Origin of the sequence: Nocardia abscessus (genome assembly GCF_015477775.1) — a bacterium.
In the GTDB taxonomy this organism is placed as follows: domain Bacteria; phylum Actinomycetota; class Actinomycetes; order Mycobacteriales; family Mycobacteriaceae; genus Nocardia; species Nocardia abscessus_A.
In genome coordinates this window covers 210288-236562 of sequence record NZ_JADLQO010000010.1, presented here as the reverse complement: position 1 = coordinate 236562, position 26275 = coordinate 210288, and the positions used below count along the sequence as shown (strand labels likewise).

The 26275-nt window shown below is 67.9% G+C and carries 23 protein-coding genes and 3 pseudogenes; 10 read left to right on the top strand and 16 right to left on the bottom strand.

Features of this window, described 5'->3' with window-relative positions:
• Positions 1 to 17: 17 nt before the first annotated feature.
• Both IU450_RS24720 and IU450_RS24715 read left to right on the top strand, forming a co-directional pair.
• Positions 18 to 596 (top strand): TetR/AcrR family transcriptional regulator, encoded by a 579-nt coding sequence (locus IU450_RS24720; RefSeq protein ID WP_195152120.1) that lies wholly within the window; start codon positions 18 to 20, stop codon positions 594 to 596.
• 105 nt (positions 597 to 701) lie between these two features.
• Complete coding sequence (locus tag IU450_RS24715; RefSeq protein ID WP_195152119.1) at positions 702 to 2288, top strand: GMC family oxidoreductase; 1587 nt, start codon at positions 702 to 704, stop codon at positions 2286 to 2288.
• 174 nt (positions 2289 to 2462) lie between these two features.
• On the opposite strand, the gene IU450_RS24710 is transcribed toward IU450_RS24715, so the two are convergent.
• Entirely contained in the window at positions 2463 to 2810 is a 348-nt protein-coding gene (locus IU450_RS24710) for a DoxX family protein (RefSeq protein WP_195152118.1), read from the bottom strand.
• A 102-nt stretch (positions 2811 to 2912) separates the two neighbouring features.
• Here IU450_RS24710 and IU450_RS24705 point away from each other — a divergent pair, with 102 nt between their 5' ends.
• Positions 2913 to 3791, top strand: coding sequence for a sigma-70 family RNA polymerase sigma factor (locus IU450_RS24705; protein ID WP_195152117.1), 879 nt, complete (start codon positions 2913 to 2915; stop codon positions 3789 to 3791).
• Between the two features lie 17 nt (positions 3792 to 3808).
• On the opposite strand, the gene IU450_RS24700 is transcribed toward IU450_RS24705, so the two are convergent.
• Positions 3809 to 4774, bottom strand: a complete 966-nt coding sequence (locus IU450_RS24700; RefSeq protein ID WP_195152116.1) for a helix-turn-helix transcriptional regulator — start codon at positions 4772 to 4774, stop codon at positions 3809 to 3811.
• A 99-nt stretch (positions 4775 to 4873) separates the two neighbouring features.
• Positions 4874 to 5350: a hypothetical protein gene (locus IU450_RS24695; RefSeq protein ID WP_195152115.1), complete on the bottom strand. Its 477-nt coding sequence runs from the start codon at positions 5348 to 5350 to the stop codon at positions 4874 to 4876.
• Between the two features lie 387 nt (positions 5351 to 5737).
• Between IU450_RS24695 and IU450_RS24690 the strand changes: the two genes are divergently transcribed.
• Both IU450_RS24690 and IU450_RS24685 read left to right on the top strand, forming a co-directional pair.
• Entirely contained in the window at positions 5738 to 6958 is a 1221-nt protein-coding gene (locus tag IU450_RS24690; protein ID WP_195105139.1) for a PucR family transcriptional regulator, read from the top strand.
• Between the two features lie 268 nt (positions 6959 to 7226).
• Complete coding sequence (locus IU450_RS24685; protein WP_416382901.1) at positions 7227 to 8519, top strand: DUF5933 domain-containing protein; 1293 nt, start codon at positions 7227 to 7229, stop codon at positions 8517 to 8519.
• A 163-nt stretch (positions 8520 to 8682) separates the two neighbouring features.
• On the opposite strand, the gene IU450_RS24680 is transcribed toward IU450_RS24685, so the two are convergent.
• The 7 genes from IU450_RS24680 to IU450_RS24650 form a co-directional block, all read right to left on the bottom strand.
• A complete protein-coding gene (locus tag IU450_RS24680) occupies positions 8683 to 10089 on the bottom strand; it encodes an AMP-binding protein (RefSeq protein ID WP_195152113.1) in 1407 nt (468 codons plus the stop codon).
• Positions 10082 to 10684, bottom strand: coding sequence for an energy-coupling factor transporter transmembrane component T family protein (locus tag IU450_RS24675; protein WP_195152112.1), 603 nt, complete (start codon positions 10682 to 10684; stop codon positions 10082 to 10084). Before IU450_RS24675 ends, IU450_RS24680 begins: the two co-directional genes overlap by 8 nt.
• The gene (locus IU450_RS24670) at positions 10681 to 11361 is read right to left on the bottom strand and encodes an energy-coupling factor ABC transporter ATP-binding protein (RefSeq protein WP_195152111.1); all 681 of its coding nucleotides are present in this window, start codon (positions 11359 to 11361) and stop codon (positions 10681 to 10683) included. Before IU450_RS24670 ends, IU450_RS24675 begins: the two co-directional genes overlap by 4 nt.
• Complete coding sequence (locus IU450_RS24665) at positions 11358 to 12485, bottom strand: thiolase family protein (RefSeq protein WP_195152110.1); 1128 nt, start codon at positions 12483 to 12485, stop codon at positions 11358 to 11360. The genes IU450_RS24670 and IU450_RS24665 overlap by 4 nt, the downstream gene beginning before the upstream one ends.
• The gene (locus tag IU450_RS41000; RefSeq protein ID WP_195152109.1) at positions 12482 to 13603 is read right to left on the bottom strand and encodes a class I adenylate-forming enzyme family protein; all 1122 of its coding nucleotides are present in this window, start codon (positions 13601 to 13603) and stop codon (positions 12482 to 12484) included. Before IU450_RS41000 ends, IU450_RS24665 begins: the two co-directional genes overlap by 4 nt.
• Complete coding sequence (locus tag IU450_RS24655) at positions 13596 to 14180, bottom strand: biotin transporter BioY (RefSeq protein ID WP_195152108.1); 585 nt, start codon at positions 14178 to 14180, stop codon at positions 13596 to 13598. Before IU450_RS24655 ends, IU450_RS41000 begins: the two co-directional genes overlap by 8 nt.
• 141 nt (positions 14181 to 14321) lie before the next feature.
• Positions 14322 to 15080: a CoA pyrophosphatase gene (locus tag IU450_RS24650; protein ID WP_324197805.1), complete on the bottom strand. Its 759-nt coding sequence runs from the start codon at positions 15078 to 15080 to the stop codon at positions 14322 to 14324.
• A 76-nt stretch (positions 15081 to 15156) separates the two neighbouring features.
• On the opposite strand from IU450_RS24650, the gene IU450_RS24645 reads away from it, so the two are divergent.
• Entirely contained in the window at positions 15157 to 16884 is a 1728-nt protein-coding gene (locus tag IU450_RS24645; RefSeq protein ID WP_195152107.1) for a DUF3556 domain-containing protein, read from the top strand.
• Between the two features lie 189 nt (positions 16885 to 17073).
• Here IU450_RS24645 and IU450_RS24640 read toward each other — a convergent pair whose 3' ends face one another.
• The 3 genes from IU450_RS24640 to IU450_RS24630 form a co-directional block, all read right to left on the bottom strand.
• Positions 17074 to 17883 (bottom strand): nucleotidyltransferase domain-containing protein, encoded by an 810-nt coding sequence (locus tag IU450_RS24640; RefSeq protein WP_195152106.1) that lies wholly within the window; start codon positions 17881 to 17883, stop codon positions 17074 to 17076.
• Positions 17884 to 18024: 141 nt separating this feature from the next.
• Positions 18025 to 19020, bottom strand: a complete 996-nt coding sequence (locus IU450_RS24635) for an alpha/beta hydrolase (protein ID WP_195152105.1) — start codon at positions 19018 to 19020, stop codon at positions 18025 to 18027.
• Positions 19021 to 20176: 1156 nt separating this feature from the next.
• Positions 20177 to 20809, bottom strand: coding sequence for a DUF3558 domain-containing protein (locus IU450_RS24630; RefSeq protein ID WP_195152104.1), 633 nt, complete (start codon positions 20807 to 20809; stop codon positions 20177 to 20179).
• Between the two features lie 908 nt (positions 20810 to 21717).
• On the opposite strand from IU450_RS24630, the gene IU450_RS24625 reads away from it, so the two are divergent.
• The gene (locus IU450_RS24625; protein WP_228835035.1) at positions 21718 to 22221 is read left to right on the top strand and encodes an alpha/beta hydrolase; all 504 of its coding nucleotides are present in this window, start codon (positions 21718 to 21720) and stop codon (positions 22219 to 22221) included.
• An 86-nt stretch (positions 22222 to 22307) separates the two neighbouring features.
• Here the strand turns inward: IU450_RS24625 and IU450_RS24620 are convergent, their stop codons facing one another.
• Positions 22308 to 22970, bottom strand: a complete 663-nt coding sequence (locus IU450_RS24620) for an NAD-dependent epimerase/dehydratase family protein (protein ID WP_195152103.1) — start codon at positions 22968 to 22970, stop codon at positions 22308 to 22310.
• Positions 22971 to 23006: 36 nt separating this feature from the next.
• Positions 23007 to 23679: pseudogene (locus tag IU450_RS24615) on the bottom strand (SDR family NAD(P)-dependent oxidoreductase).
• Between the two features lie 84 nt (positions 23680 to 23763).
• Here IU450_RS24615 and IU450_RS24610 point away from each other — a divergent pair.
• Positions 23764 to 24329: pseudogene (locus IU450_RS24610) on the top strand (TetR/AcrR family transcriptional regulator).
• Between the two features lie 657 nt (positions 24330 to 24986).
• Here the strand turns inward: IU450_RS24610 and IU450_RS40645 are convergent.
• Entirely contained in the window at positions 24987 to 25109 is a 123-nt protein-coding gene (locus tag IU450_RS40645) for a hypothetical protein (RefSeq protein ID WP_267470595.1), read from the bottom strand.
• A gap of 197 nt (positions 25110 to 25306) precedes the next feature.
• Here IU450_RS40645 and IU450_RS24605 point away from each other — a divergent pair, with 197 nt between their 5' ends.
• Both IU450_RS24605 and IU450_RS41350 read left to right on the top strand, forming a co-directional pair.
• Positions 25307 to 25678, top strand: a complete 372-nt coding sequence (locus tag IU450_RS24605; protein ID WP_195152190.1) for an FKBP-type peptidyl-prolyl cis-trans isomerase — start codon at positions 25307 to 25309, stop codon at positions 25676 to 25678.
• A gap of 57 nt (positions 25679 to 25735) precedes the next feature.
• Positions 25736 to 26216, top strand: a pseudogene (locus IU450_RS41350) (transposase); the annotation flags it as partial.
• Positions 26217 to 26275 lie beyond the last annotated feature (59 nt).

Sequence of the window (26275 nt, the reverse complement as noted above, 5' to 3'; positions counted from 1 at the left end):
TAGTAGGATCCAGACACATGTCCGAACCCGATTCCGTCATTCTCGAGGCGACCCGCCGCAGGCTCTCCGGCAAACAGGCCGACACGGTCGACAAGCTGACCCGCTCGGCGGTGGAAGTGCTTGCGCGGGAAGGTTTCGCGGGCATGACCATCCGGATGGTCGCCGCGGCGGCCGGGGTCGGGACGGCCACGGCGTACACGTACTTCTCCTCCAAGGAGCACTTGGTCGCCGAGATCTTCTGGCGGCGGCTGGTCGCGTCGCCGTCGCCGGTCAGCGAGGACCCGGACCCGACCGTCCGGGTCGTCGCCGAATTGCGGAACATCGCGATGCTGGTGGCCGACGAGCAGGAGCTCTCCGGCGCGGTCACCAGCGCCCTGCTCGGCCGCGACCCCGACGTGGAGCATCTGCGCGGCCGGATCGGGGCCGAGATCCGCAAGCGCATCATCCGCGCCCTCGGTCCGGAGCCGGACCCGGACGTGGTGGAATCGCTGGAGTTGCTGTACGCGGGCGCGCTGGTGCGCGCGGGCATGGGCTACGGGTCCTACTCCGAGATCGCCGATCGCATCGAGACCTCCGCGCTGCTGATCCTGCGGTAGCTCGGACGACGCCGGACGACTTCGTGCCGGTTACCCGAAACCGGGCCACGCGGCGCGCGCTTGCTCGTATCTTTGCCGTAGTCGGTGCAGATCGGAGTGGGAAAAGTGCAATCAGGTGAGCTTTCCGCGGACTACGTCGTCGTCGGCTCGGGATCGGCGGGCGCGGTGGTGGCCGAACGGCTCAGCGCCGATCCGGGCACCACGGTGGCGCTGCTGGAAGCGGGCCCGCCGGACAAGAACAAGTTCGCGCACATTCCCGCCGGGTTCGCGAAGCTCTTCCGCTCCGAGGTGGACTGGGACTACCTCACCCAGCCGCAGCCGGAACTGAAGAACCGCGAGATCTACTGGCCGCGCGGCAAGATGTTCGGCGGCTCGTCCTCGATGAACGCCATGATGTGGGTGCGCGGATTCCGGGCGGACTACGACGAGTGGGCGCTGCTGGCGGGTGAGGAGTGGGGCTTCGCCGCGGCCGTCGAGCAGTTCCGCCGCATCGAGCGCGTGGAGAACGCCCAGTACCCCGACGAAGGCACCGAGGGTCCGCTGCACGTTTCCCGGCAGCGCAGCCCACGCGGCCTCACCGCCGCCTATCTGGCCGCGGTCGAGGAGGCGGGCTACCAGGTCGAGCCGCCGAACCGGCCGCAGCCGGAGGGGTTCAGCGAGACCATGGTGACCCAGCGTGCGGGTCGCCGCTGGAGCACCGCCGACGCCTACCTGCGGCCCGCCCTGCGCCGGCCGAACCTCACGGTGCGCAGCGAGGCGCTGGCCACCCGGGTGCTGTTCGACGGCACGCGCGCCGTCGGCGTGGAATACCGCCGGGGCGGTGGCACGCACACGGTGACCGCGCGGCGCGAGGTCGTGCTGTGCGGCGGTGCGATCAACAGCCCGCAACTGCTGATGCTCTCTGGCATCGGCGACCGGGACGAACTGGCCCGCCACGGCATCGAGGTGCGCCACCACGCGCCGGAGGTGGGGGCGAATCTGCAGGACCATCTGGTCGCGGGCCTCGGCTACGGCGTCGCGGGTGACTCGCTGTTCGGCGCCGAGAAGCCGCGTCAGCTGCTGGCCTACCTGCTCCGGCATCGCGGCATGCTCACCTCGAACGTCGGTGAGGCATACGGGTTCGTGCGCAGCAGGCCGGACCTGGAGTTCCCCGATCTGGAGCTGGTCTTCGCGCCCGCGCCGTTCTACTACGAGGGACTCCTCGACCCGACCGAACACGGGGTCATCCTGGCCACGGTGCTACTGCGCCCGCAGAGCCGGGGACGGATCGCGCTTTCCGGCCCCGACCCGTCCGCCAAGCCGGTCATCGATCCGCGCTACCTGTCCGACAGCGCGGGCGCCGACCGCGCCGCCATCATGGCCGGACTGCGGGTGTGCGCCGCCATCGCCGCCAAGCCCTCGATGAAGGCGGTGCTCGGCCCGCTGATCTACCCGCCGCAGGCGCCCGCGGAGCCGGAAGCCGTGCTGGAACTGACGCTCAACTCCTACGCGCACACGCTCTACCATCCGGTCGGCACCTGCCGCATGGGCACCGACGCCACCAGTGTCGTCACGCCCCGGCTGGAAGTGCGTGGCGTGCAAGGACTCCGGGTGGCCGATGCCTCGGTGATGCCGCTCATCATCCGCGGCCACACGCACGCGCCCGCGGTGTTCATCGGCGAGCAGGCGGCCAAGTTCATCCTTGCGGGATAGGAGTCGGCCCTCCGATGCGGCCGGCGCGCGCTTGACACCGCGACCGGCGTCAAGCCCGCACGAGTGCCTGTCTTCGTCCGGGCTCACCGACACCTGCTTCGGAGCCGCCCGGCTCGGCGCTGTTCGGAGAGCGCGCAGATTCCTGCCTGCGCGGTAGGATTCGCCCTCGCACCGTTACGATGCGAGGGCGAATCCCAGCGAGGCGGCTGCCAGCGCGAGGAATGGCAACGGGTAACCGATATGCGCGTACTGCCGCGCCCGCAGCAGGGTCAGCTCCGCCCCGACGAAGTAGACGACCAGCCCGGCCGCCGCGGCCACTGCGATCGGCGCAACCGCCAGCCCCACCAGCAGCCCGGCCCCGCCGACCGCCTTGACGACCGCCAGTGGCGTCAGCCACGACTCCGGAATCCCGCAGTCCCGCATGTTCGTCCGCACCCACTCGGCGCGAACCACATCGATGCCTGCCGCGAGCAAGGCGGCCGCGGCCGCGAGCACCGTGGCGACAACGTAGGCGACGTCCATACGAATACCCTTCTGTCAGATGCGCCCGGCCCGCACCTCGGTCACCTGGGCGCTGTCGAATCCGTCATCTCGATGACGGACCACGAAGCGGAAAGGTGACCGATGCACACCGACGACGAGTTGGCGCGGGAATTCGAGTCCCTGCGCGGCCACCTGCACGCGGTCGCCTACCGCATGCTCGGCTCACCGACCGAGGCCGACGACGCGGTGCAGGAGACCTGGCTGCGGCTGGCTCGTCACGACATCCAGGACGTACAGAACCTGCCGGGTTGGCTGACCACCGTCGTGTCCCGGATCTGCCTGGACATGCTGCGTACGAGGGCGGCGCGGCGCGAGGAACCGCTCGACGACCCCACCCGGCTCGACGACGGCGCCGAGGAGAACGAACCGGAACGCGAGGCGGTCCTCATCGAATCGGTCGGCCGGGCGCTGCTGGTGGTGCTGGACCGGCTCGGCCCCGACGAACGAGTCGCGTTCGTCCTGCACGACTTGTTCGCGGTGCCGTTCGACCGGATCGGGCCGATCGTCGGCCGCACGACGCCGACCACCAAGAAACTGGCCAGCCGGGCCCGGCAACGCGTCCGCGGCGATCACGCCGCCCGCACTGCGGAACTCGCCGCACAGCGCCATGTCGTCGACGCGTTCCTGGGCGCGGCCCGCACCGGCGACCTCGACCGGCTCCTGGCCGTGCTCGCCCCCGATGTGGTCCGGACCGCCGATGCGGCCGCGCTTCCGCCGGGACTGGCCACGACGGTGCGCGGCGCGTCGACAGTGGCCGCGGAAACCGTACTGCTGCGCAAGCGTTCGCAGGTGGCGACGCTCGCGCTGGTGGATGGTCGGCCAGGCATCGTGGTCGCGCCGCACGGCAGGCTGCTGCTCGCGCTTACGGTCACGGTGCGCGGCGACCGAGTGGCCGGATACCAAGTCATCGCCGATCCGGCCAGACTGTCCGAACTCTCGATCGCCTTGCTGCCCAGTTGATTTCGATCCGGCCCAACTCAGGACATCGGCACCGGCTGCTGCGCACCGCCCGGCTCGGCGCGCTCGGCCGATCTGCGCCGCCGGAATTCGCGCGGCGTCTCGCCGAAGCGCGCCTTGAACGCCGCGGAGAACCACGCCGGGGTGAATCCGGCGCGGATCGCCAGCTCCCGGATGGGGTCCTCCGCCCGCGCGGGATCCTCGAGCAGATCGCGGGCGGCGCGCAGCGCTTCGTCCCGCCGCACGTCGCGGTAGGTGGTGCCGGAGTGTTGCAGCACCACGCGCAACTGCCGGGGCGACCAGCCCAGCGCGTGCGCCACCGCGGGCAGCCGCACATCGCCCCGGCCGACGTTGGCTCGCACGTACTGCCGGATCTGAGCGACGACCTGGGCGTGGTGGGCTCGCTGCGGCTGGGTGTCGCCGAGGGAGATCATGCTCAGCAACTCCGCGATCCGGTCGCAGACCGCGTTGAACTCGTGATCGGAGAGGTTCGCCTGTTCGGCGTGGGTGCTGCGGATCATGGCCCGGGCGATCCGGCCGAGGCCGGAGTTCAGGTCGATCGTCATGCCGCGCTCGGCCGGCGGTCCCGCGCGATGGTCGAGTTCCGCGCGAGGCAGTTGGATCGCGTAGGCCGACAACAGCGGGATGTGTATCTGGCACAGGTCGTCGAGAGCGGTCACCGCGGCTTGATCGGGCTGCGCCCACGTCTCCTCGTCGCGGTAGCGCACCGAGTACACGCCCCGCTCGGGGACGACCACCCAGTAGAAGTCGTCGCACGAGACGTGGCGAATGTTCGTCCGCGTGCGGTACGAGGTGCTGGTTCCGCGCTGCTCCCAGCGCAACAACCGATAGACGGCCGATTCCTGGACCGTCAGTCCCGAATACCACCGGTCGGGATCGCCGTACCGGTAGTCCATCGGAACGAAGCTGTTGGCGATCGTGGTCCACGACGCGGAATCGCTCGCGGTCACGCCATAGCACTGCATGCTGACAACCTATCGCCGCCCGATTTCACCGATATCGTATTGTCCACCAACACGATATGGCTCGCCCCGCGATCCATGCGCGGCTGGGAAGCCTCTGTTTCAGCGCGCGGGCACCCTGGCGAAACCGAGCGGCGGCGTGGGCGCGGGCCCGGTTCGCACCACGGGACGGAAATCGGGCAGCGCCGGCAGCACGTCGGCGTTGCGGGCGGCGTAACAGCGCACGACGGGCAGCGCGCGCGCCACTTCGGCGCGTTCCACCGGCTCGTGATCGATGAAGCCGATGGCGTCGAGGCCGAGACCGAGCGTGCGCCCGATCCGCATGATCGCCGAAGACTTGGGGCCCCAGCCGATCTCGACGGCCGAGAACATCTCGTAGACGCCGTACCGGTACAGCTTGTCCAGCGTCCACTCCCGCTCACCGCGACTGGCGACGGCATGCCAGATCCCGCGCTCGCTGAGCACGCGCAGGGTGCGCAGCGCGGCGGGCCGCAACGCGCCCGCGGTCGCGTCGCACACGGCGCCGTCCCACAAAGTGTTGTCCAGTTCCCAGACAAGACATCTCAGAGCCGGTCTCATCGCCCTGCCCCTATCGTTGCGTCATCACTGCCTTTCCGCCGTGACGTGCACGGCAGATGGGCACTGCACACCATCCAGGACACGACACGCGCCGGACAAGACCCTCATTACATGGCCACGCCCGGCGCGGGTGATCCTACCGGCATGTCGGCCGCGTCTCGCGGCAACGACAGAACCGGCTCCGGCGCCGCCCGGCACGCGGCACCGAGGTCGAGTGTGACGCCCGTCATCAAAAACAGGTCACATGTCCAACTGCTGTGAGCGCTCACAACTCCTACCGACCGGTCTCGCACGCTCTCACAGAACCCGTGGATCGGGTCCGCGAAAGAGATCGACCGATTAGTGTGAATGCGCTGCACAGCAATCGTGGGCGGAAGGGAGTCGCCAATGTCCGTCGACAGTTCGGCCCGGCAGAGCCTGACCCTGTCAGGCAAGCCGATGTCGTCCCCGCTGAAGGACGTTCGCGGGCTATCGCGTCAGATGGTCGGGCATTTCGTCGAGAACGTCATCCCGTGCGGCACCCTACCGGGTGACGCCATCGCAGGCGACGTCACCACCATCACCCGGGTCTGCCTGGAGCTGGCGGTGAGCATGCTCGACGGTAAGGACCTGCCGGAGAAACTCCAGCGGCTCGGTGACGCCGCCGCGGGGTGGGCGAGGGAAGGGGTGCCGATCGACACCATCCACCACTCGATCCACGAGGGCTTCAAGATGGGCCTGGACCTGGTGGTGTCCGGCGCGACGATGAAGGACTACGACGACCTCGTCGACGGCGCCAAGATGGTCGTCGAGATGCTCGACATGATCAATTCGGCGGTCTCCATGGCCTACGTCCGCGAGCTGCGCGCGGTGGTCAGCGAGCACCACACCGCCGTGCACACGCTGACCTCGGCGCTGCTGGGTGGCCACAGCACCTCCACCATGGCGCGGGAGTGCGGCATCGCCATCGCGCCCTCGTATGCCGTTCTGGCCGTGGCGATTCCGCCGCACCGGGAGGAACGCAATCCGATGGTGGACGGCAAAGTCGTCGCCCGCCGGAAACTGCGCCGAGTCCAGGCCGAGCTGGCCACCCGGTGCGGCGAGGCCGCGCTGTCGCTGCTGAGCGTGGACGGCGGCACGGTGCTCATCCCCTCCGGCCATCTGGACAACGACCAGCTGGACACGCTGGTCACCCAGCTCTCGCACGCCGCGCAGGTGGGCGTCACCGCGACCATGGTCGAGGCCACCCCCGAGAAGATCCCCACCGCCGCCGACCAGGCCCACGAACTGCTCGACATGGTGCAGCGCCTGGAGGCGGTGGCCGGGCTCTACCGCTTCGACGAGCTGGCGCTGGAATACCAGCTGACCAGGCCGGGACCCGGCCGCGAATACCTGGGCTCGCTGCTGGACCCGCTGGACGCGCACCCCGAACTGCTGGAGACGCTGCAGCGGCACATCGCCAACAACCTCAACCGGCAGCGCACCGCACGCGTGCTGCACGTGCACACCAACACGGTGGACTACCGGCTCAAACGGATCGGACAGCTCACCGGGTTCGACCCGTCCCAGCCGTCGGGCCTGTGGTACCTGCGCTCGGCGCTGGTGGCCCGCACGTATCGCACCACCTGAGACTCGGATGCCGAGCCCCGCGGAGCAGTCCGCGGGGCTATCGGTCGCCGGCTCCGGTCAGCACCGACGCGTCGACGAAGGCCGCAAACCCTGCGAAACGTATCAGCGCCCGCGGATCCGGCCGATCCTGACGAGTACGCCCCGTGTACCACCACGGCGGGAGCGGCGTTCGGGCATCTCCCCGTACATGTGCCGTTAATGCCGTGTTTACGATGTCTCGGTGCTAGTGAACGACGTTCAAGGGAGCTTGACCCCACCGGGCGAGCAAGTGGGTATCGAAGAGCTCCGCGAGCGTCGGTTGCGGCCGGTGGTCGTGTGGTGCGGTATCGGGGTCATCGTGCTCGCGCTGATCGGCGGCGAGCTCATGGCCGCGCACATCGGGGCGCTCGGACCGCTGACCAGCCTGTTGCGGGACTACGCCGGCACGCCGAAGTCGGCGACCACGCCATGGGCGGGCTTTCTGCTGGCCCTGGTCGGGATCACGATGCGCGCACGCGTCGGCGCCGTCACCGCGGCGATCGCCATCGACCTGCTGTTCGTGGTGATCCGGGCGGCGGAAGGACGGCCGTTCACCGTCGGCAACGGCCCGACCATCGTGCTCACCGCGCTGGCGGTGATCGCGTTCGTGCGGTGGGACGGACAGCGACGGCGCACGGCGTTGCGCACCATCGCCTTCGGCGCACTGCTGATCTCGGCGACCAAGGTCAGTGAGATCTGGTTGGACGTCACCGCATGGGCTTGCCCGCTGGTCCTCGACCCGTACGTGCAAGTCGCCGATCGGGCCCTCGGCAGCCCGTCGTGGCTGGTCGGGCGCGCGCTCGACGCGGCGGGACCGATCGCGTCGGGCGTGGTGCGCTGGGTGTACTTCGAACTTCCGCTGGCGGCGGTGCTGGTGGCGGCCTGGCAGTTGCGCGGCGTGACCGCCGGTGCGTGGCCGCGGCACTACCTGGTGCGGACGTTCCTGACGCTCGGCGTCGTCGGGCCGATCTGGTATGTGGTCTTCCCGGTAGTGGGGCCGGTGCTCGCGTACGGCCCGCAAGGGCTGGGCTTCGAGATCGCCGACGTGTGGCCGAATGTCGTTCCGGCGGTGCCGTCCTCGATCGAGGCGCTGCGCTTCGACGGCATCACCCCGCGCAACTGCATGCCGTCTCTGCACACCGCCTGGGCGCTGGCGTTGTTCATCCACTCCCGCGGCGGCCCCGTGTGGTTGCGCTGGGGCGGCGCGTTCTGGCTGGTGTGCACGCTTACCGCGACGCTCGGCCTCGGCGCCCACTACGGCATCGATCTGATCGTTGGCGCGGCGTTGTGCCTGACGGTCGAATCCGCGCTGCGCGACCCCGACCGGGGTTGGGATCAGCAGCGCATCCGGATCGTGGCCATGGGGGTCGCCGTCTGCGCAGGGGTACTGCTGTGCATTCGCTTCTTCGCCGTGCAGATGGCGACCTACCCGGCGCCGTTCGGGATCGTGACCCTCGGTGCGCTCGGTGCGCTGGCGATCATGTTCTACACCACGTGGTTCGGCGCGTCATCGGTCGAACGGGCGCGGTCGGTGAGTCTCTGACGGTTACACCGGTCATCGGCCGAGCGAAGGGATGGCTGCGTCCGACGGACGCAACTGGTTCCCGTTCGCGGTGGCACCGAGTGGGCCGCCACAGCGCATGCCGCGCAATTCATTGCCGCGCCGCCGATCCCGGCGGCGGCCTGTGCGGGACGAGCAGTCGACGTCAGCGATCGATCCGGTCAGGCCCGACACGGCGATGAGCGGCCAGCGTCGAGGCGAGCGCTGCCCGATCGAGCTTGCCCCGCGGCGTGCGCGGCAGACTGTCCACGACCAGAACCTGCACCGGCATACTCGGGCTCGGCAAAGTCGCGCGCAGTTGCCGCCAGATCTCGTCAGCGTTCGGTGCGGCGTCGCCCACCACGATCGCGGCCGCGGGCGCTTCCCCCATGCGTGCGTCGGGCACGCCGATGCAGGCGGCCTCGGCGACACCCGGTATCGCGGTCAGCGCGGCTTCGACCGACGCGGGTTCCACATTGAGACCTGCCCGGATCACCATGTCGCTCTCCCGGCCGAACAGGCGCAGACGGTTGCCGATCACCTCGCCCCGGTCGCCGACGGTCATCCAGCCGTCGACGGGCCCGCCGGTCACGCCGTCCGCGGTGAGGTAGCCGTCGAACAGCATGTCGCTGCGCACGTACACCAGGCCGTCACGAATTTGTGCCTCGACGCCGTGGAACAGTTCACCCGCCGACTTCTCGTCGCTTACCCCGAGTCCGCGATCGAAGGAGACGAAGCTCAGTTCGGACGCACCGTAGAAGTGCACGAGTGCGGCGTTCGGCAAGACCTCTTGCAACGCTTGCCGTCCCGTGCGCGGCCATCGCGCGGCAGAGGACAGCACTTCCCGAACGCCGCGCACGGGGCCGATTCCCGCGCGCACGACGTCCCACGCGATCGTCGGCACCGAATACAGTTGCGTCGCACCGTCTTGCAGCGAGTCGGCCGCCGACCGCAGATCGACGGTCGCGCCCCTGGTCAAAGCGTGCAGCGCGCCGTAGAGAAAATGGGTGTGGTCCAGTACACCGGGCACCGACACCCAATCTCCGGTGCCGATGTCGAAGGTGCGGTCGGAGCGATCCAGCGTCGTGGCCCAGGACCGCTGGTCGCGTACGAACAATTTCGGCTCGCCCGTGGTGCCGGAGGTGATGCCGGCCAAGAGCTCGGCTCCCGGATCCACCCGGCCCACCGCCCCTTCGGATGCCAAGGTGGCGGCGGTTCGCACAGCTCCCTCGAATCCCAGCCGCCGCAAACGCCGATGCTGGTGCGGCGCGGCCACCACGGCTCCCGGCTCGGCGAGCGCGAGCACCCGGCTCAACTGGGCGGGCAGCAGATGGCGGTGCAGCAGGACGACACTCACTCCCGCGTGCATCGCCGCCGTCACCGTCACCAGCGATTCGACATCGGACGTGGGCAGCACGGCCACCCGCTGCATCCCATCGAGCCCGGCGGCGGTGCGGACGACCTCCGACCAGAATTGTTCGTAGCCGACTCGCTCGCGTCCCGAGATCACCGCGGTGGCCCGCGGATTCGCCGCGACCTGCCGGGCGATTCGCGCGGCGAGCAGTTCAGTCATCGTCCACTCCCCTCGCCGCGAGGGCGTCGCCCATCGCGTCGGCCGTCCGCAATGCGCGCACCAGCACCGGCGTCACCAGCGCCGTCATCGACCATTCCAGCCCACGCGCACGCCGCGCTTCGGCGACGTCGTGCACGATTCCGGCCAGCAACGGGACACAGCGGATCGCCAGAGCCAGCAGCAGGCCGATTCGCTCGGGATCGATACCGACCCTGCGCAGCGGCCCGAGCCACCGGGTCACCGCATCGAGCATGTCGGTCACCCGCGTGGTGAGGGTGAACAGCGCCGCGAGCGCCACCGAGATCACCAGCACGCCGCACACCACCGCCGCCCGCGCGGGCGAGGTGATCAGCACCTGGAACGCGGCGATGAGCAGCACCATCCACACCAGCGGACGCAATTGAGCCAGCGCGACGCGCCACGGGATTCCGGCTGCCGCGAACAATCCCGCCACCGCCGTGGCGGCGACCAGCACCTGCATCGGAGTGCGCACGAACACCGTGCCTGCCACGATCGACACCAGCAGCAGCACCAGCTTCGCCCCGGCGGGTATCCGGTGCAGCAGCGAATTCCCCGGACGATACAGGCCGATCATTCGACCGCTGCCCGGTACGCCGCGACGGCGTCGCCGGGGGCTCCGTCGAACGCCACCGCGCCCTCATCGATCACGATCACGCGTTCGAAGCTCTCCAGCAACGACAGCTGGTGCGTCACGACGATCACCTGCTGGTCCACGCCGTCCAGCGCCTCGGCGACGACCCTGGCATTGCGCAGGTCCAGCAGGGTGGTCGGCTCGTCGGCCACGATCACCTCCGGCCGCCGGATCAGCACGGCACCGAGGGCGAGCAACTGTTTCTGCCCGCCGGAAAGCAGGTGCGCGGGATGCTCCGCGTGGCCCGCGAGCCCGAATCGTTCCAGGATCTCCCCGACGCGGGCGGCGACCTCCGGCTTTCTCAGCCCCGTGCGCCGCAGCGAGAAAGCGAGATCCTCGGCCACCGTGGGCATCACGATCTGGGTGTCGGGGTCGGTGAAGACGAAACCGACCTTGCGCCGCACCTGCGCGCCCTTGCGGGAAACGTCCACGCCGTCCACCGTCACCGTGCCGGAGGTCGGCGTCAGCAGGCCGTTGATCATGCGCGCGAGGGTCGATTTGCCGGAGCCGTTGGATCCGATGATGCCGACGCGGCGCTCGCTGATCCGCAAGGTGATGTCGCGCAACACCTTTCGTTCGCCGAAGCGGTGGCCGACCGAGTCGAAGACGATCTCGCTCACGACACTCGCTCCACGAGCACGGCGATCCCCTGCCCACCGCCGATCGCGCAGGCCGCCAGACCGAGCGCCGGGCCGTCCGCGGCCAGCATCCGACTCGCCAGGCGCACCAGCAAGATCGCTCCGGACGCTCCCCACGGATGCCCCATCGCGATGGCGCCGCCCTGCGGGCAGATCTTGGACTCGTCGAGGCCCAATTCGTCCGCCACCGCCAGCACCACCGAAGCGAACGCCTCGGTGATCTCGATGACGCCGAGGTCCGCGACGCCGAAACCGGTCCGGCGCAGCAGTTTCCGGATCGCGGGCACCGGACCGAGGCCGGGCAGAGCCGGGTCGGATCCGGCGACCGCGCAGCCGAGGATCCGCAGCGCGGGCAGCCCGGCGGCCATCGACTCGGTGGTGACCGCCATAGCCGCCGCGCCGTCGGAGATGCCGCAGGAATTGCCCGCGGTGGCCGTGCCCTCGATGCCGAAGCTGGGGCGCAGCCGCGCGAGCCGGGTCACGGTCATACCCGCCCGGATGCGCTCGTCCCGGCGCACGTCGCCGATCGGGACGATCTCAGCGGAGAAGTCGGCGGCCGCGGCCAGCGCGTGCGAACGTGCCGCGTAGGCGTCCTGCCGCTCCCGGCTGATGCCGCGCACCCGCGCCAGATCGTCGGCGGCCACGCCCATGTCCGGATCGGGAAAACCTTGCGGCGCGAAGGGAGCCCGGGTGTATCGCACGGGCTCGGCGTCCCCGGTCGGCGGCCAGAAGCGCCACGGGGCGGTACTGGCCGACTCCACCCCTCCGGCGAGGACGAGTTCATCCGCGCCGCTGCGCACCCGCAGCGCCGCCTGCATCACCGCGTCGAGGCCGGAGCCGCACTGCCGGTCGACGGTGACTCCCGGCACGTGCACGCCCAGCCCCGCTCGCAAGGCGGCCACGCGGGCGGGATCACCGCCCTGGCCGAGACAGTTGCCCAGGACCACGTCGTCCACTTCGGCGTCGATGCCCGCGCCGCGCACCGACGCCAACACCGCCTGCAAGACTGGAGCGGCCAGGTCGATGGTGGTGACGTCCGCCAATCCGTGCCCCGCGTTGCCGATCGGCGTGCGGCGCGGCGCTACCAGAACGGGAACGGGGCTCATATCAGCAAGTCTCTCAGCTGACCCCGTGCGACCTTTCCGGCGGCGGTGCGCGGCAGCGCGGGCAACGGTACCCACCGGCGCGGCATCGCCTCCTTGGCCAGCACGCGACGTGCTCGCGACCGGATCTCGTCGAGTCCGGCGCGGCCGTCCAACTGCACCGCGGCCGTGACGATTTCACCCAGCACGGCATGCGGCGAGCCGATCACGGCCACCGCGGCGATGCCGTCGAGCGATTCCAGGACGCGCTCCACGTCCTCGGCGACGACCGTGGTGCCGCCGACGTTGATCGCGCAATCGCCCCTGCCCAGCACCGTCAGCTCGCGGTCGTCGCCGAGGACGGCGAGGTCGCCGACGCCGAACCATTCCGGCGCGCCCAGCACGTGGTAGGGCGATCGAACGTAGAGCAGGCCATCGCGTACTTCGGCCTCGACTCCGTCGAGCAGCCGCATCGGCTCGGGAACGCGCCGCGCCGCCACCAACGAGACCTCGGAGGACCCGTAGTACTCGACGACCTCGACGGAGCCCGCCGCGGCCAGCGCACCATCGTCCAGCGCGATGCCCGCCACGATCGCCGTGCGCAGGCGCGGGCAAGTGCGCACCACCTCGCGCAGTACCGCGGGGACCGCGTGCACCACGGTGGCCCGCGCCGGATCGTCGGTCACGCACGCGCCGCGCCACAGCGCGTGCAGCGCACCGAACAGATGCATCGTCGCGTGCAGCGGACCGGTGATCAGGACGCGATCGGACGGCGCCACGCCGGTGATCGCGGTGAACGCGGGGAAGCTGTCGTACCAGGAAGCGGCCGTCCTGGCGAGCGGCCGGGGACGGCCGGTCGAACCGGACGTCGCCACCAGCAGAAACGCCGCGGTCGGAAGCTCCGCTCGGTGCGGCCGGGCCGAAGGATTCTCGATGATCACCGGGATATCGCGGCGCGCCGCGGCGCAGACGCAGATCAGCGCGTCCGGCACGGGCAGGGCCGACGCGTCGTAGACGGTCGCGTCCGAATTGCGGGCGATCCACTGCTCGATCGCGCGGTCGAGTTCGCGGTAGGTATAGGCGTGTCCGCCGAAGTCGACGGCGGGCTCGTCGCCCGTGCCGCCGAGTTCGGGACTAAGCACCGATCACACCGGGATACGCGCGGTGCACGCCCTTGGCCACCACGCTCGCGACCACGACCTTGAGCAGGTCGCCGGGAATGAACGCCCAGTTCGTGGTGATCGCTGCCTCGACCCCGAGATCGGTGCGCAGCAGTAGACCCACGGTGCCGAAGAGGTAGATGATCAGCAGGCCGCCGATGGCGTTGATCAGCAGACCGAGCGCGAGCGGGTATTTCGGCAGGATTCGGGCGGTGCACAGTCCGATGAACAGCGCCGCGGGAATCCAGCCGACGAGATATCCGGCACTGGGCCCGGCCAGCGCCGTCAACCCGGTACGTCCACCGGACAGCAGCGGTAGGCCGATCAGCGTGAGCGCCAGGAAAACCAGCACCGCGGCCGTCCCCTTGCGCGCCCCGAGCACCGCACCGGCCAGGATCACACCGAGGGTCTGCACCGTGATGGGGACACCACTGAACCCGACCGTGATCGCGCCCGGCAGGCCGAGCGCCGCGATCAACGCCGCGAAGACGGCGATCTGCGCCATGTCCCGGGCGGAAATCCCGGCTCTGGACTCCCGAGAGTTCTCGACACCCTCCACGACGACCCTCCGCATAGAACTTGAACGACGTTCAAGGTAGCAGGCCGGATGCGGTGACGCGCGGGACGGGCCGCCCGGCGCCGGACCGGAACCGGCGAACCCGCACTCTGCGAACGAGACCGTCGACGGCGCGGCACCGGCTTATCGGTGGGTCCAATCGGGTTGGCCGAAGTGAGCGACCCGGGCCGCGGAAGCGGCTGTGCCGAGCAGGACGACCTCGCGGAATTGCCAGAGCATGGCGCCGGTGGGTGCGTGGATCGTCATCTTCGGCCCGAGCCGCATCTGCAGCAGGCCGGTCTCATCGGCGGGCGCGGCATCATCGCGCAACTCCACTTGCCGTACCGCGTCCTCGGCGCGAACCCAGTGCGGCGTGTCCTCGGCCGCGAGCCGGGCGAGATCGACCAGGTGCACCGAGTAGACCTCGTCCGGGTTCGGCCGCAGTCGCGCGGCGTCGGTCAGCGCCAGCACGAGGGGCGTGATCGTGAACCCGGAGGCGGCGGGAAAGTCGTCGAGTGCCCCGAGCAGATCACCGGGACGTGCCTCCAGGCCCAATTCCTCGTGCAGTTCACGCAAAGCGGCTTGCTCAGCGGTCTCGCCTTCGTCCACGCGACCACCCGGCAGGCCCCACTGACCGGCGTTGCGTCCGCGGTAGGCACGCTTGATGACTATCACCGACAGCGGTCCATCGGGCTCCTCGACCACGCACAGCACGACCGCCGCCCGGCGCACACCGGGCGAATCCGGAACCTCGATGCGCGGGAACTGGGCCAGCCGGGATTGCGCGAGCACGCGGAACTCGTCGATGCACCTCGGCAGCGGCACTCTCGGGCTCGGTTCCATGGCTTCGATCTTGCCCGAACCCACCGGAAGCGGTGCGACAAGGGAAGTCGTTGACAGCATCTACGGCACCTGTCACCGTATCGGGAACCTCGGGGTCCGGACCGTGCCTCGGGCGTTCTCGATCGGAGCGTGCTTGATGGGGTTTCTCGAGCCCGACCTGCCGGCGGTCGACATGGCGGAATGGAGCAGAGGCACGCGCAGCGAGCGGATCCGCCCCATGGCTCGGCACTGGGCCGAAGTGGGCTTCGGGACACCCGTGGCGCTGCACCTGTTCTACGTCGGCAAAATCTGTCTCTACGTGCTCGGCGGCTGGCTGGTCGCGCTCACCACCGAAGGCATCGACGGTTTCACCGACGTCGGCGCCTGGTGGTCGGAACCGATCGTGTTCCAGAAGATCGTGCTGTACACGCTGCTGTTCGAAGTGGTCGGTCTCGGCTGCGGATTCGGCCCGCTGAACAACCGTTACTTCCCGCCGCTGGGCTCGGCGCTGTATTGGTTGCGGCCCAACACAATTCGCCTACCACCGTGGCCACAGCTGGTTCCGCTCACCAAGGGCGACAACCGAACCCCGGTCGATGTCGCGCTGTACGCGGCACTGCTGGTGACGACGGCGGTGGCCTTGCTGTCCGACGGGACCGGCCCGGTACCGGAGCTGGACACCACCGTGGGGTTGCTGCCGCACTGGCAGGTCGCGATGATCCTCGGCCTGCTGGCAATACTCGGTCTGCGCGACAAGGTGATCTTCCTGGCCGCCCGGGGCGAGGTCTACGCCACCCTCACGGTCACCTTCCTGTTCACGGGAGCCGACGCGGTTGTCGCCGCGAAGGTGGTCTTCGTCGTGATCTGGATGGGCGCCGCGACGTCGAAACTCAACCGGCACTTCCCTTTCGTGGTGTCCACGATGATGTCCAACAGCCCGGTGTTCCGGCCGAAGTCGCTCAAACGCGCATTCTTCGAACGCTTCCCCGACGATCTGCGGCCGGGCCGGTTGTCTCGTATCTTCGCGCACGGCGGGACCGTCATCGAAATGTGCGTCCCCTCGGTGTTGTTCTTCTCCCACGGGGGTTGGCCGACAGCGCTCGCGGCAGCTGTGATGGTGGGCTTCCACCTGGCGATCCTCACCGCCATTCCCATGGGCGTGCCCTTGGAGTGGAACGTCTTCATGATCTTCGGCGTTTCGACGCTGTTCGTCGCGCATGCCGACCTCGGTCTGCGCGACCTGCACAACCCGGCGCCGGTTGCGGCGCTGTTCGTCGTGATCGCGAGCATCGTGATCGCCGGAAACCTGTTCCCCCGCAAGATTTCCTTCCTGCCGGGCATGCGCTATTACGCAGGCAATTGGGACACCACTATGTGGTGCATCAAACCGTCGGCCTCCGCGAAGATCGGCGCCGGCATCGTCGCGATAGCCAGCATGCCGCAGGCGCAGCTCGAGCGGTTCTACGGCAAGGATCGCGCGCAGATTCCGCTGTACCTGGGATACGCCTTCCGCGCCATGAACACTCACGGGCGCGCACTGTTCACCCTGGTGCACCGAGCCATGCCGCCTGGTCGCGAAGACGAGTACACCATCACCGACGGCGAGCGCATCTGCAGCACCGCCGTCGGATGGAACTTCGGCGACGGCCACATGCACAACGAACAACTCATCGCCGCGATGCAGCGGCGCTGCCACTTCGAACCCGGCGAGGTACGCGTCGTCCTCCTCGACGCCCAGCCGATCCACAAGCAGACCCAGCAGTACCGGATCGTCGACGCCGCCACCGGTGAATTCGAGCGAGGCGAAGTGCGGGTCGCCGACATGGTGACCCGCCAGCCCTGGGCCGACGACGTGCCGGTGCGGGTGCATCACAGCACGGGCTAGCGGAAGTAGCGGTCAATCGGTGTTCCGCAGCGGAGACCCATATTTTAATGCGCATATCTACGTATACACATATTAGTGAGCGGTGAACGCCCTCTGAGAAGGGTTCGCCGCAGCCGAGAACCAGCTCGCGTCGGCCTACTCGGATGCGAACGAGCGCGTCGGTAAATCCCTGTTCGCCGTGGCTCCTGGCTACCGCCGATCGATGACAGCCGCGCGTGCCGCTTCGTCGACCCGCTCGCCCACCCAAGCCAGGAAGGCTCGAATGTCGACGGGGTGCAGTGGAAGTGCCGCCGAGCGTGGGCGCTCAAAGCTGCGCAGAGCCATCTCGATGAGGGGTCGAAAATTCTCTTCTGACGTCGCGATCATCTGTGCGGCTTCGCGTTTGGCCAGCCAGCGACCCGTGCGGCAGAACGCTACCGACCGACAGCCGTTCAGCACTTGATTGTCGGCCAGGTGCCCCGCTCCTTCGGCATGTTCCCGGATTGAGGCCAGAATCGCGGCCGACAGGTCACGCTGCGCCGGTGCGGCGAGGACCTCCCGCACCGGCGTTCCGTACAGCAGCCGCCCGGCCTGGTAGGCGATCGAGCGATCGATGACGTACCAGAAGGAGGATGATTCCGCCGGATCGAAGCTGGCGCGATTCGGCAACATCGGCCCGGTATTGAGGTCCAACAGATAACCGGCCGCGCTGGACGGACGCGCGACGAAGTTGGCGTCGTAAACCACCAGTTCCAGCCCGGCCGCCGGGCAGGGCAGCCTTGGGTGAGCGAGTGTCTCAGCCAATTCGCGCAATGCCGGCGCGGGAAGCAACGGGTCGACGACGATCGCCACATCCACGTCGCTGCGTCCATGTCGATAGTCCTCGAGCGCGATCGAACCCACTGCGAAGACGCTGACCACACGAGAACCGCAGACGGCGTGGGCGCATCGCACGAGACCTTCGAGGTACGGACGCACCTCTTCCGGAAGGGATCGCGGGTCCACCAAGGCGTGGGTCATGCAGGCCAGTATCCGCCAGGATCGGGCTCGGAACGGAGGGCAGGCTCGCGGGCGGAATTCGCCGACTCGGGCGGAAGCGGCTCCCGGCTCCCGACCACAGCGCTTTCACCGCGGCCAGCGCCCACTCCCCCCGCCGAACGCTCACTGCGACAAACCGAGGCCCTCGGCCAGCACCGGCCACGACTTCTTCAGCGCCTCTTGCCAATACCCCCACGAATGGGTCCCCGTGGGCTGGAAATCATAGGTGGCGGGGATACCGAGAGCGTCCAGCCGGTCGCGCATGTTGTGGGTGCACCAGTTCACCGCGGCCTCGATCAACCCGCCCAACACCAGCTGGTTCAGATAGCCACGCGGCCCTGGCTGGGCATACTCGCCGTTATAAGTGTCATACATTCCGGGAACTCCGGTTCCGGTGGAGAGGAACAGGCGTATGCCGTGCAGCTGGTCGGCGTGCAGGTACGGATCATTGGCGGCCCACATCGGGTCCTCGGGTGGGCCGTACATGTTCTCGGTGTCGCCGCCGCCCCAGCTCTCCACCGCGAGTTTCACGAACTCGCGGCCGATCGGGTCACTGACCTGCGCGCAACCGCTGTAGGCCGCGACCGCCTGGTACAGGCCGGGTTTGGCGATCGGCAAGTGGAGTACGGAGGTACCGGAGGTGGACAGCCCCGCGATGGCATTCACCCCGGTCGTGCCGAACTCGGCGTCGATCAGCGGCGGCAGCTCCTCGGTGAGAAACGTCTTCCATTTGTACACACCGAGTTTCGGATCAGGCGCCCGCCAGTCGGTGTAGTAGCTCCAGCGCCCACCAACCGGCTGTACGACGTTGACATCCTTGTCGGCGAGGAAGCGCAGCACGTCGGTGTTCTTCTGCCAGGTCGCGCTGTCCTGCCCGCCGCCGCCCCCATTCAGCAGATACAGCGTCGGCCGTGGCACCGAATGGTCCGCCGGGCGCAGCACCTTCACCATGATGTCCTGCCCCATCGCTGCGGAATGCACGCGCAACTGCACGGTGCGGTCGTCCTCCGCCCACGAACCGGTGATCGATGGTGCATCAGCACTCGCGGGAGCTGACGCCGTGACCGCGCCTGCGGTAACCGCGAGCACCGCCGCCAAGACGACGAGCGCGTGCCCCATCGATCGGCAGACCACTACCATTCCCGCGCATACTCTCACCGAATCGACCACAGGCGCAGCCACACGTCCGGCGTCGACGTCGGAACTTCGTTTCATCGCTTGCCTTTCCTCCAGCCGATGCGTTCGTCTACCCGGCACCGATTCGGCTGCTCGGTGACCTACAAGCGCGGCCAACGCTAAAGCAGAAGAAGGCGGCGCACTTCCCCAGTCCGATGGGTCTGGATACCTCACGAATCGGCAAGGATGCCCATGAGAGCGCGACACAAGCACAGACAAGACCTCGTGTCCGTTACTGGCCGTGACTAGCTGCACACACCAGCCGGACCGTTCGCGGCGCGCGATTGCGTTGCCAATAAGCGACATCGAGCGGATGAGCCGCAACTTCAAGGGCCAGATCTCGAGGGCCAGATCTCGCTTGCAATCCGGCTCGGGATGGCTTGAGTCGCAATATCGTGCGACGGCGGGTTACAGCCGGGCGCTGATCACCGCCGCGTAGCGGCGCGACCGATCTCGCCCGGACGATGGAAGGCGTGGTGTCGACGATCTCCGCCGAGCCGCCCAGCATCAACCCAGCGACACCTCGACCGCCGAGCGAGTCACAATCCCGCCCGCGCGGTTATCTGATCCCCCGTTTCCCAACGACAGCCGGACCAATCGAGTCTCGAACCGGGCAACGTCTGTACTCACCCGAAACAGGATCCGACCAGGGCAAACCCGGAACGATGAATCTTGAGGTCGTTCCACAAACGGGAACGCGTCCGGGCGGAGCCGCAGCATGCGCGAGCGGCTCGCCCTCCCTGACGAATCGCACACCGGCATACAGGTTGTCCGGGTCATCGCTGCCCTCGTCCACCGCGCGATAGATAACCGAGTAGACCGCCTCGTACTCCACCCACCGAGCCTATTCGCGAACATGCCTGCTCACCCGAGGTCCGGTTCCGGAGAAAACGCGTACTCATGCCGCTGAGCGCTCGGCCGGCGGATGAGATCCTCCGCGGCTGAGGACATCCGCACATGCCGATGATCGGTCGAATCGACCCTTTGATCCCTGGGTTCACCCAGCAGAACTGGCACTGGCCGGGGCGCGGGTCGGTGTGTCCGAAAAATAGGCTTCGGGCAAAGATGAGCAGGACCATTGCACCCGAGCGTTAGTGCGTCAGGGTATGTGGTTGACCAGGGAGTTGGCGATGCGCTGGGCATCGTCGCAGGAGTTGAATCCGTCGGTGCCGCCCTGAGGGTTCCAGATTCGTGACGCCAAGAGCAAAATGTCACCACCGAAAGACGCTGGTACCGCGATGTAGCACCCGAGCTTGTGAGTGTCTTGCGCCGCACGGAATTGCTGAGATTTACGGCCGGCCACCGTGACCGAACTGAAGTCGACGTATTTACCGGTCTGGCGCAGCTCACCTACCGGCATGCCGTAGGCCGTGACGTAGAACTCGAGCGCGTTGTCGGCGGTCTTCCATTTGCAGGACTTCTCGGTGGGGAAACCGGGATTCGAGATCGGTTGCTCGCTGGCGACGTTCAAGCCCGCACTCGAGAGCGCGGAATCGGGAGTGTCACAGGGGTTCCAGCTGCCGGCGGGCCGATCCGTGTCGGTGCCCGGCGCCTCCGTCGTGGACTCGGACGCGACGGTCGTCGCCGGGGCTGGAACCGACGTCGGCGCCGCTGTGGTCGCGGTGACTGCATTGGCCGAGGTGACCGTGTTGTTCGGAGTGCTCGGCGCGGACGTGCTGTCGGTCGAGGCGGGACCACATCCGGCAAGCAGCAGTGCGGCACCGAGTGCCATCGTTGCGACGCTGATCGATCGCGTTGTCGTACGACTCATGAATGCATATTCGCGCATTGGAACAGGTTGTTACACAGGATCATTGCAGAGTTGAAGACATCGGGAAGTCATCGGTCCACGTGTTCCGCCGCTAAAAGGTGCTGATCATCTCCCATCAGCCGGCTTTCTGCGCGCCGCCTACGGGTCGAGCCGAGCAGATCGGACCGCAGCCGGCCGAACACACGCAAATGCCGATTACCGCGTCCTACACGGCTGCTGGCCGTACCGCCAGACCGTAGCTTCGAAAAGTTATGCCCGGCTCTCACCGCGACAGCGGTAACCACCGTTACGCCGATCAGCCCTGACGGCCCATGCCAGTGCAGCGAAGAGGCCGCCGAACATCATGCCTCCAGCCAGCAAGACTCCCACGCCGACAATGGCGGTAGCGAGCACAGGAGTGCCGAAGCCGAAGTACACGGCGAACGGACTCGACAGTATTGCGCCGATGAAGCCCCCGATCAGGGCCACGACGAGGACAGGTCGGTCTTTCATGAATCCGACTCCAGTCTTCGAGCAGTCATTCACTCCGTCCAAGACACCAGCATCACAGACATCCGCACATGCCGCTTACAAGGCTGTTCGGCTAGCCCCAGTTCCGCAGATGGGTTGCAGGTGGGTCGCGTCCGGCGCAACGCTCCGGCTCCGAGTCCGGAGCCGGGGCTCCGAGCGACGGCAACCCGCGCAACGCCGCGGCCCCCGATATCTACACCGAAACCTTCTCCGCCGCAGTCGACTACCTACGCACCCAGGACACCGTCGACCCCGACGCATCGGTGCACTCGGTATCTGCGGTAGCGGCAGTTTCGTCATCGCCGCGGCCAAGATAGACCCCCCGCATCAAGGCCGTCGCCACGGTGAGCATGTACGACATGGGCGCAGCCAACCGCAACGGCCTGCGCCACTCGGTCACCCCTGAGCAGCGCCAGCAGATCATCGCCCAGGCCGCCGCCCAACGCGATATCGAATTCCGTGGCGGGCCGGTCGAATACACCGGCGGCACCGTGCACGAGCTGACCGAGGCCTCGACCCCGGTCGAGCGCGAGTTCTACGACTTCTACCGCACCCAGCGCGGCGCGGTCACCCCCGAGGGCGCCACCGCCGACACCACCACCCACCCGACCCTGTCGAGCAACACCAAGTTCATGAACTTCTACCCGTTCGACGACATCGAAACCATCTCACCGCGCCCGATGGTGTTCATCACCGGCGAGAACGCCCACTCCCGCGAATTCAGCGAAGAGGCATGCCGTCTCGCCGGTGACCGCAAGGAACTGGTCATCGTGCCCGGCGCCGGACACGTCGACCTCTACGACCGCACCGAGCTGATCCCCTTCGACAAGCTGACCAGCTTCTACACCCAGAACCTCGTGTAGTCAGCACGTCGTGATAGGGGCCCGGCATGCGAGCACAGCGCATGCCAGGGCCCAGCCGTTCCGGTTAGGCTGCCCGACGGCGCGCATCAGGAACCGGCGGCGTTGATCCCGGCGGTGTCCAGGACTCGTTCCCGGACCTCGCCGCGGGTGACGGCGAGCATGGCCTGCCCCAAGCGCAGGCTTGTCGTGACATGGCCGGGGATGATCCGTCGCAACAGCGGGTAGAGCGGTGTCACCACCCGGTACAGCGCGACATAGGCCTTGGTCTTGGCCTGGGTTCCGGACAGGGGCACGATGAACGCGGGCCGGAACATGCAGGCCCGTTCGGACAGGACGAGCAGCGCGTTCTCCGTCTCGCCCTTCACCCGCGCCCACATCATGCGCGATGTGCCGGTGCTGTCGGTTCCGGCGCCGGAGACATAGCAGAACACCAGTTCGGGGTTGGCGTCCAGCAGGGCGCGGGCCGTGGCGAGGGTGTAGTCGTAGGTGATGGTGCGGTAGTCGGTTTCGCTCATGCCGACCGCGGATGTGCCGAGGCAGAACAAGCATGCGTCGTAGCCGGACAATCTGTCCTGGATCGGGGTGAAGTCGGTGAAGTCGGCGTGGTGGATCTCGCGCAGCTTGGGGTGGGCGCGGCCGGTGGCGGAGCGGCCGATCACCAGCACGTCGGTGACCGTGTCGTCGAGCAGGCAGGCTTGCAGTACGCCCTGGCCGACCATGCCGGTGGCGCCGAAGACGATGATGCGCATCGGGGTTCCTGTTTCGGTGGAGTGCGGGTGAATCGGTCAGCCGAGGTAGCTGACGCCGGTCAGGTCTTCGGAGACCTGCCACAACCGTCGCGCCAGCTCGGGGTCGTAGGACTGGTTGCTCGACGAAACCGGCTTCGGGTGGCCGCGCAGGCCTCCGAGCCCGTCGGGGCCGTAGTACTGCCCGCCCGTCACACCGGGGTCGGTCGCCGCACGCAGGGTCGGCAACGCGCCCATCGCCGCGGATTGGGAGAACAGCTTCATCGCGGGAACCTCGATCACCGCGGGCAGGTGTCGGCCCAGTTCGGTGTTCGATCCGCCGGGGTGGGCGGCGACCGCGATCGCCTCCTGACCGGAGGCGGCCAGGCGGCGCTGGAGTTCGCAGGTGAACAGCAGGTTGGCGAGCTTGGATTGACCGTACGCGGCCAGGCGGCTGTAGCCGTGATCGAAGTTCAGGTCATCGAAGTGGATCGCCGAGCGGATGCGGTGCCCGACACGCGTTGGGCGTTGCGGCGGTGATCCGGTCCGCGGCGGCCTTGCCTTTGTCCAGGTTGCGTACGGCGAGCACGACGTGTGCGCCTTTGGCGGCCAGTGCGGTGGCCGTTTCGAATCCCAGCCCGGAATTCGCGCCGGTGACGACGGCGGTGCGTCCGGACTGGTCACGGATGTCGGTGGTGGTCCACTTCGCCATGGGATTCCTCCTGGATAGCATGAGACAAGCGGAATGATCACTCCGCTTATATTTCAACTATACGGAGCGTGTGCCCCGTTTGTCGGCGTGCGGGAGGTGATCCACGTGACCGACAAGCCCAAACCGCTGCGTGCGGACGCGATACGTAACCGGGAGGCAGTCCTCGAGGCCGCCTACCAGAGTTTCGCCGCCGAGGGGTTGTCGATCCCCATCGATGAGATCGCGCGCCGCGCCGGGGTTGGTGCGGGCACCGTCTACCGGCACTTCCCCACGAAGAACGCGCTGTTCGCTGCCGTGATCGATTATCGCCTGACCCAAATCGTCGCCGAGGGGCGCGCACTGCTCGATGAGGACGACCCAGGGCAGGCGCTGCGGGAGTTCATCCGCGCGATGGCGTTGCACTGGGGCGCTGCCGATCAGGGATTGTCCCAGGCAATCGCGGCGACGGGATCGACATCGACACCGTTGCCCCAGATACCGAAGCTCGGTTCATGGGTCTACTCGGCGAACTCCCCACCGCCGCGAAACACGCCGGGACCGTCCGCTCTGATCTGACCGTACGAGAAGCCAAGGCGATTATCGTCGCCTGCCAGGCCACCCGAACTCATACCCCCGACGTCGCCGATCGCGTCACCGCCCTCATCCTTGATGGGATCCGCCCTCTGGAATGAGCGGCAGGAGTGGGTCGTAAGCGCCCAGTGACTCCACGCACGGGTGAGCCACCGAGCGTACCGACTGACTGACCTGCCCGAACCCGACGTGCAGCACTCCTCACGCCCTGGGCGGCGGCCTCGTCGGGGACAGGGCGATCATCGTCGTGCCCGGGGTCGACAACCGCGGCAGCCGCATGGTCTGCTCGCGCTTCTGCCGCGGGCAGGCCAACGTCAGGTCGATGCCTTCGATCTCCCCCGCCCAGCCTCACGCTCGGCGCGGGCGCGCCGAGCGATCAGATCGGTTTCGATATCGTCCAAGCGCGCAAGCATTTTCGGGTTGATCGGCAGCATCGGGCACCGTATACAGGCTTATCTGCACTACGCAAATCGACACCGCTGTTCAGCGGAGTTGTCGGCTTGCCCGATCCGTATCTCTCGACTTCGGGCGCGATGGCAACCTGGACCGCCGTTACTGGCGTGCTTGTGCAGGCACCCGCTGTGCCTCTGTCTCATTACCAAGGTTTCGAGACGGTGCTCTGATCGTCTCGATATCGCGCTCGGCGGACGATGTCGGCCAGTTCAGCGCCCGCGCACCGCGCCGACGATGTTCTGCGGATGCCACCGCGGTGCCGGTGGCTCCCCGTTCTTCGGCTCGCACCAGTTGATCGACTCGCGTCACTGCGCATAGACCGGCTCCGGCAGCACGAAATCGGTCTGGGCCGGGTTGATCTCGGTGATCCGGCGCCAGAAGTAGCCGACCAGGTACCGGGCAAGGTGCTCGAGGGTGGCGTAGTCCATGTCGGGCGACGTATGTGCAGTTGTTCGTCGCGATCGCCTCGGCCAACGACGTGCGCGTGGACGCCGCGCACCCTCGCATTCGCGGCAGCGCAATGGTTTTGGGGCATGATGTTGCGGTGTCCGACGAAGAGATGAAGCAGAAGTCCTGGCAGCGGTGGATCACCCGGCTCCTGGGTCGTCCCGGCGAGCGCGGTGTAGTGAAACAGCGGAAGCCGGAGATCGAGATCCCCGCTGGCCCGCCGCCGAGCGAATTGGTGATCGTGGAGATCTGGGACGGCGACGGCCCGCAGGCCGAACACGGCGATTCCGTCGAAGTCCACTACGTGGGCGTCACGTTCTCCACCGGAACGGAGTTCGATTCGAGCTGGGAGAGCGGCGAACCGTTCGCATTCACACTGGGCGCCGGGCAGGTCATCAAGGGCTGGGACGAGGGTGTGCAAGGCATGCGAGTCGGCGGCCGCAGGAGGCTGATCATCCCGCCCCACCTCGCATACGGCGACCGAGGCGCCGCGGACGCCATCGCGCCGGGGGAGACGCTCGTCTTCGTGATCGACTTGATCGCGACGTGAACCTGTCCGCCGCCTCGGCTGAGGCGGCGGACAGGCCGTCTGAATGTTGCATCCGAGCTGGTGGCCCAGTTGGCGGCCCAGGCCGGCGCGAGCGGGCTACAGCTCAGCGGCGAGGGCGGATCGCTGCAGCTGACCAAGCTGGTGGTCGAGTCCGCCCTCGACGGCGAGATCACCGATCACCTCGGCTACGACCACGGTGATCCTGCCGGGCCGTGGAAAGGGGCAACTCACGCAATGGGACTCGTTCGAAGACCGTGATCACCGATGTCGGCCCGGTAGAGATCGTTGTCCCGCGCGACCGGCACTCCAGAATCGAGCCGCAGATCGTCAGGAAACGGCAGCGCCGACTCGAGGACGTCGAGAACATGGCGCTGTCTGCCAAAGGATTCACGCATGATGAGAGCTCCGCGCATCTACGTGTAGTCTACGGCGCCGAGGTGTCCGAGCAGCGATCTCGGTTACTACCGACAAGGTGATCGACGGCATGGCCGAATGGCAGAACCGGCCGCTGGACATGGCGTATCCAGCGATCTTCCTAGGGGCATAGCGCAGCACGGGAAAGCGTGATCCCGCGTCGTTCTCGCGGTTCTCGCGACC

Bases quoted from the DNA above. Each gene is read 5' to 3' on its own strand.
- IU450_RS24720 (WP_195152120.1), top strand. From the start codon at position 18: ATGTCCGAACCCGATTCCGTCATTCTCGAGGCGACCCGCCGCAGGCTC.
- IU450_RS24630 (WP_195152104.1), bottom strand. From the start codon at position 20,809: ATGGCACTCGGTGCCGCACTGCTGCTTGCCGGATGTGGTCCCGCCTCG.
- IU450_RS24640 (WP_195152106.1), bottom strand. From the start codon at position 17,883: ATGACCCACGCCTTGGTGGACCCGCGATCCCTTCCGGAAGAGGTGCGT.
- IU450_RS24700 (WP_195152116.1), bottom strand. From the start codon at position 4,774: ATGCAGTGCTATGGCGTGACCGCGAGCGATTCCGCGTCGTGGACCACG.
- IU450_RS24690 (WP_195105139.1), top strand. From the start codon at position 5,738: ATGTCCGTCGACAGTTCGGCCCGGCAGAGCCTGACCCTGTCAGGCAAG.
- IU450_RS24665 (WP_195152110.1), bottom strand. From the start codon at position 12,485: ATGAGCCCCGTTCCCGTTCTGGTAGCGCCGCGCCGCACGCCGATCGGC.
- IU450_RS24635 (WP_195152105.1), bottom strand. From the start codon at position 19,020: ATGGGGCACGCGCTCGTCGTCTTGGCGGCGGTGCTCGCGGTTACCGCA.
- IU450_RS24705 (WP_195152117.1), top strand. From the start codon at position 2,913: ATGCACACCGACGACGAGTTGGCGCGGGAATTCGAGTCCCTGCGCGGC.
- IU450_RS40645 (WP_267470595.1), bottom strand. From the start codon at position 25,109: ATGGACTACGCCACCCTCGAGCACCTTGCCCGGTACCTGGTCGGCTAC.
- IU450_RS24650 (WP_324197805.1), bottom strand. From the start codon at position 15,080: ATGCTGTCAACGACTTCCCTTGTCGCACCGCTTCCGGTGGGTTCGGGC.
- IU450_RS24680 (WP_195152113.1), bottom strand. From the start codon at position 10,089: ATGACTGAACTGCTCGCCGCGCGAATCGCCCGGCAGGTCGCGGCGAAT.
- IU450_RS24695 (WP_195152115.1), bottom strand. From the start codon at position 5,350: ATGAGACCGGCTCTGAGATGTCTTGTCTGGGAACTGGACAACACTTTG.
- IU450_RS24645 (WP_195152107.1), top strand. From the start codon at position 15,157: ATGGGGTTTCTCGAGCCCGACCTGCCGGCGGTCGACATGGCGGAATGG.
- IU450_RS24710 (WP_195152118.1), bottom strand. From the start codon at position 2,810: ATGGACGTCGCCTACGTTGTCGCCACGGTGCTCGCGGCCGCGGCCGCC.
- IU450_RS24620 (WP_195152103.1), bottom strand. From the start codon at position 22,970: ATGCGCATCATCGTCTTCGGCGCCACCGGCATGGTCGGCCAGGGCGTA.
- IU450_RS24675 (WP_195152112.1), bottom strand. From the start codon at position 10,684: ATGATCGGCCTGTATCGTCCGGGGAATTCGCTGCTGCACCGGATACCC.
- IU450_RS24625 (WP_228835035.1), top strand. From the start codon at position 21,718: ATGGGCGCAGCCAACCGCAACGGCCTGCGCCACTCGGTCACCCCTGAG.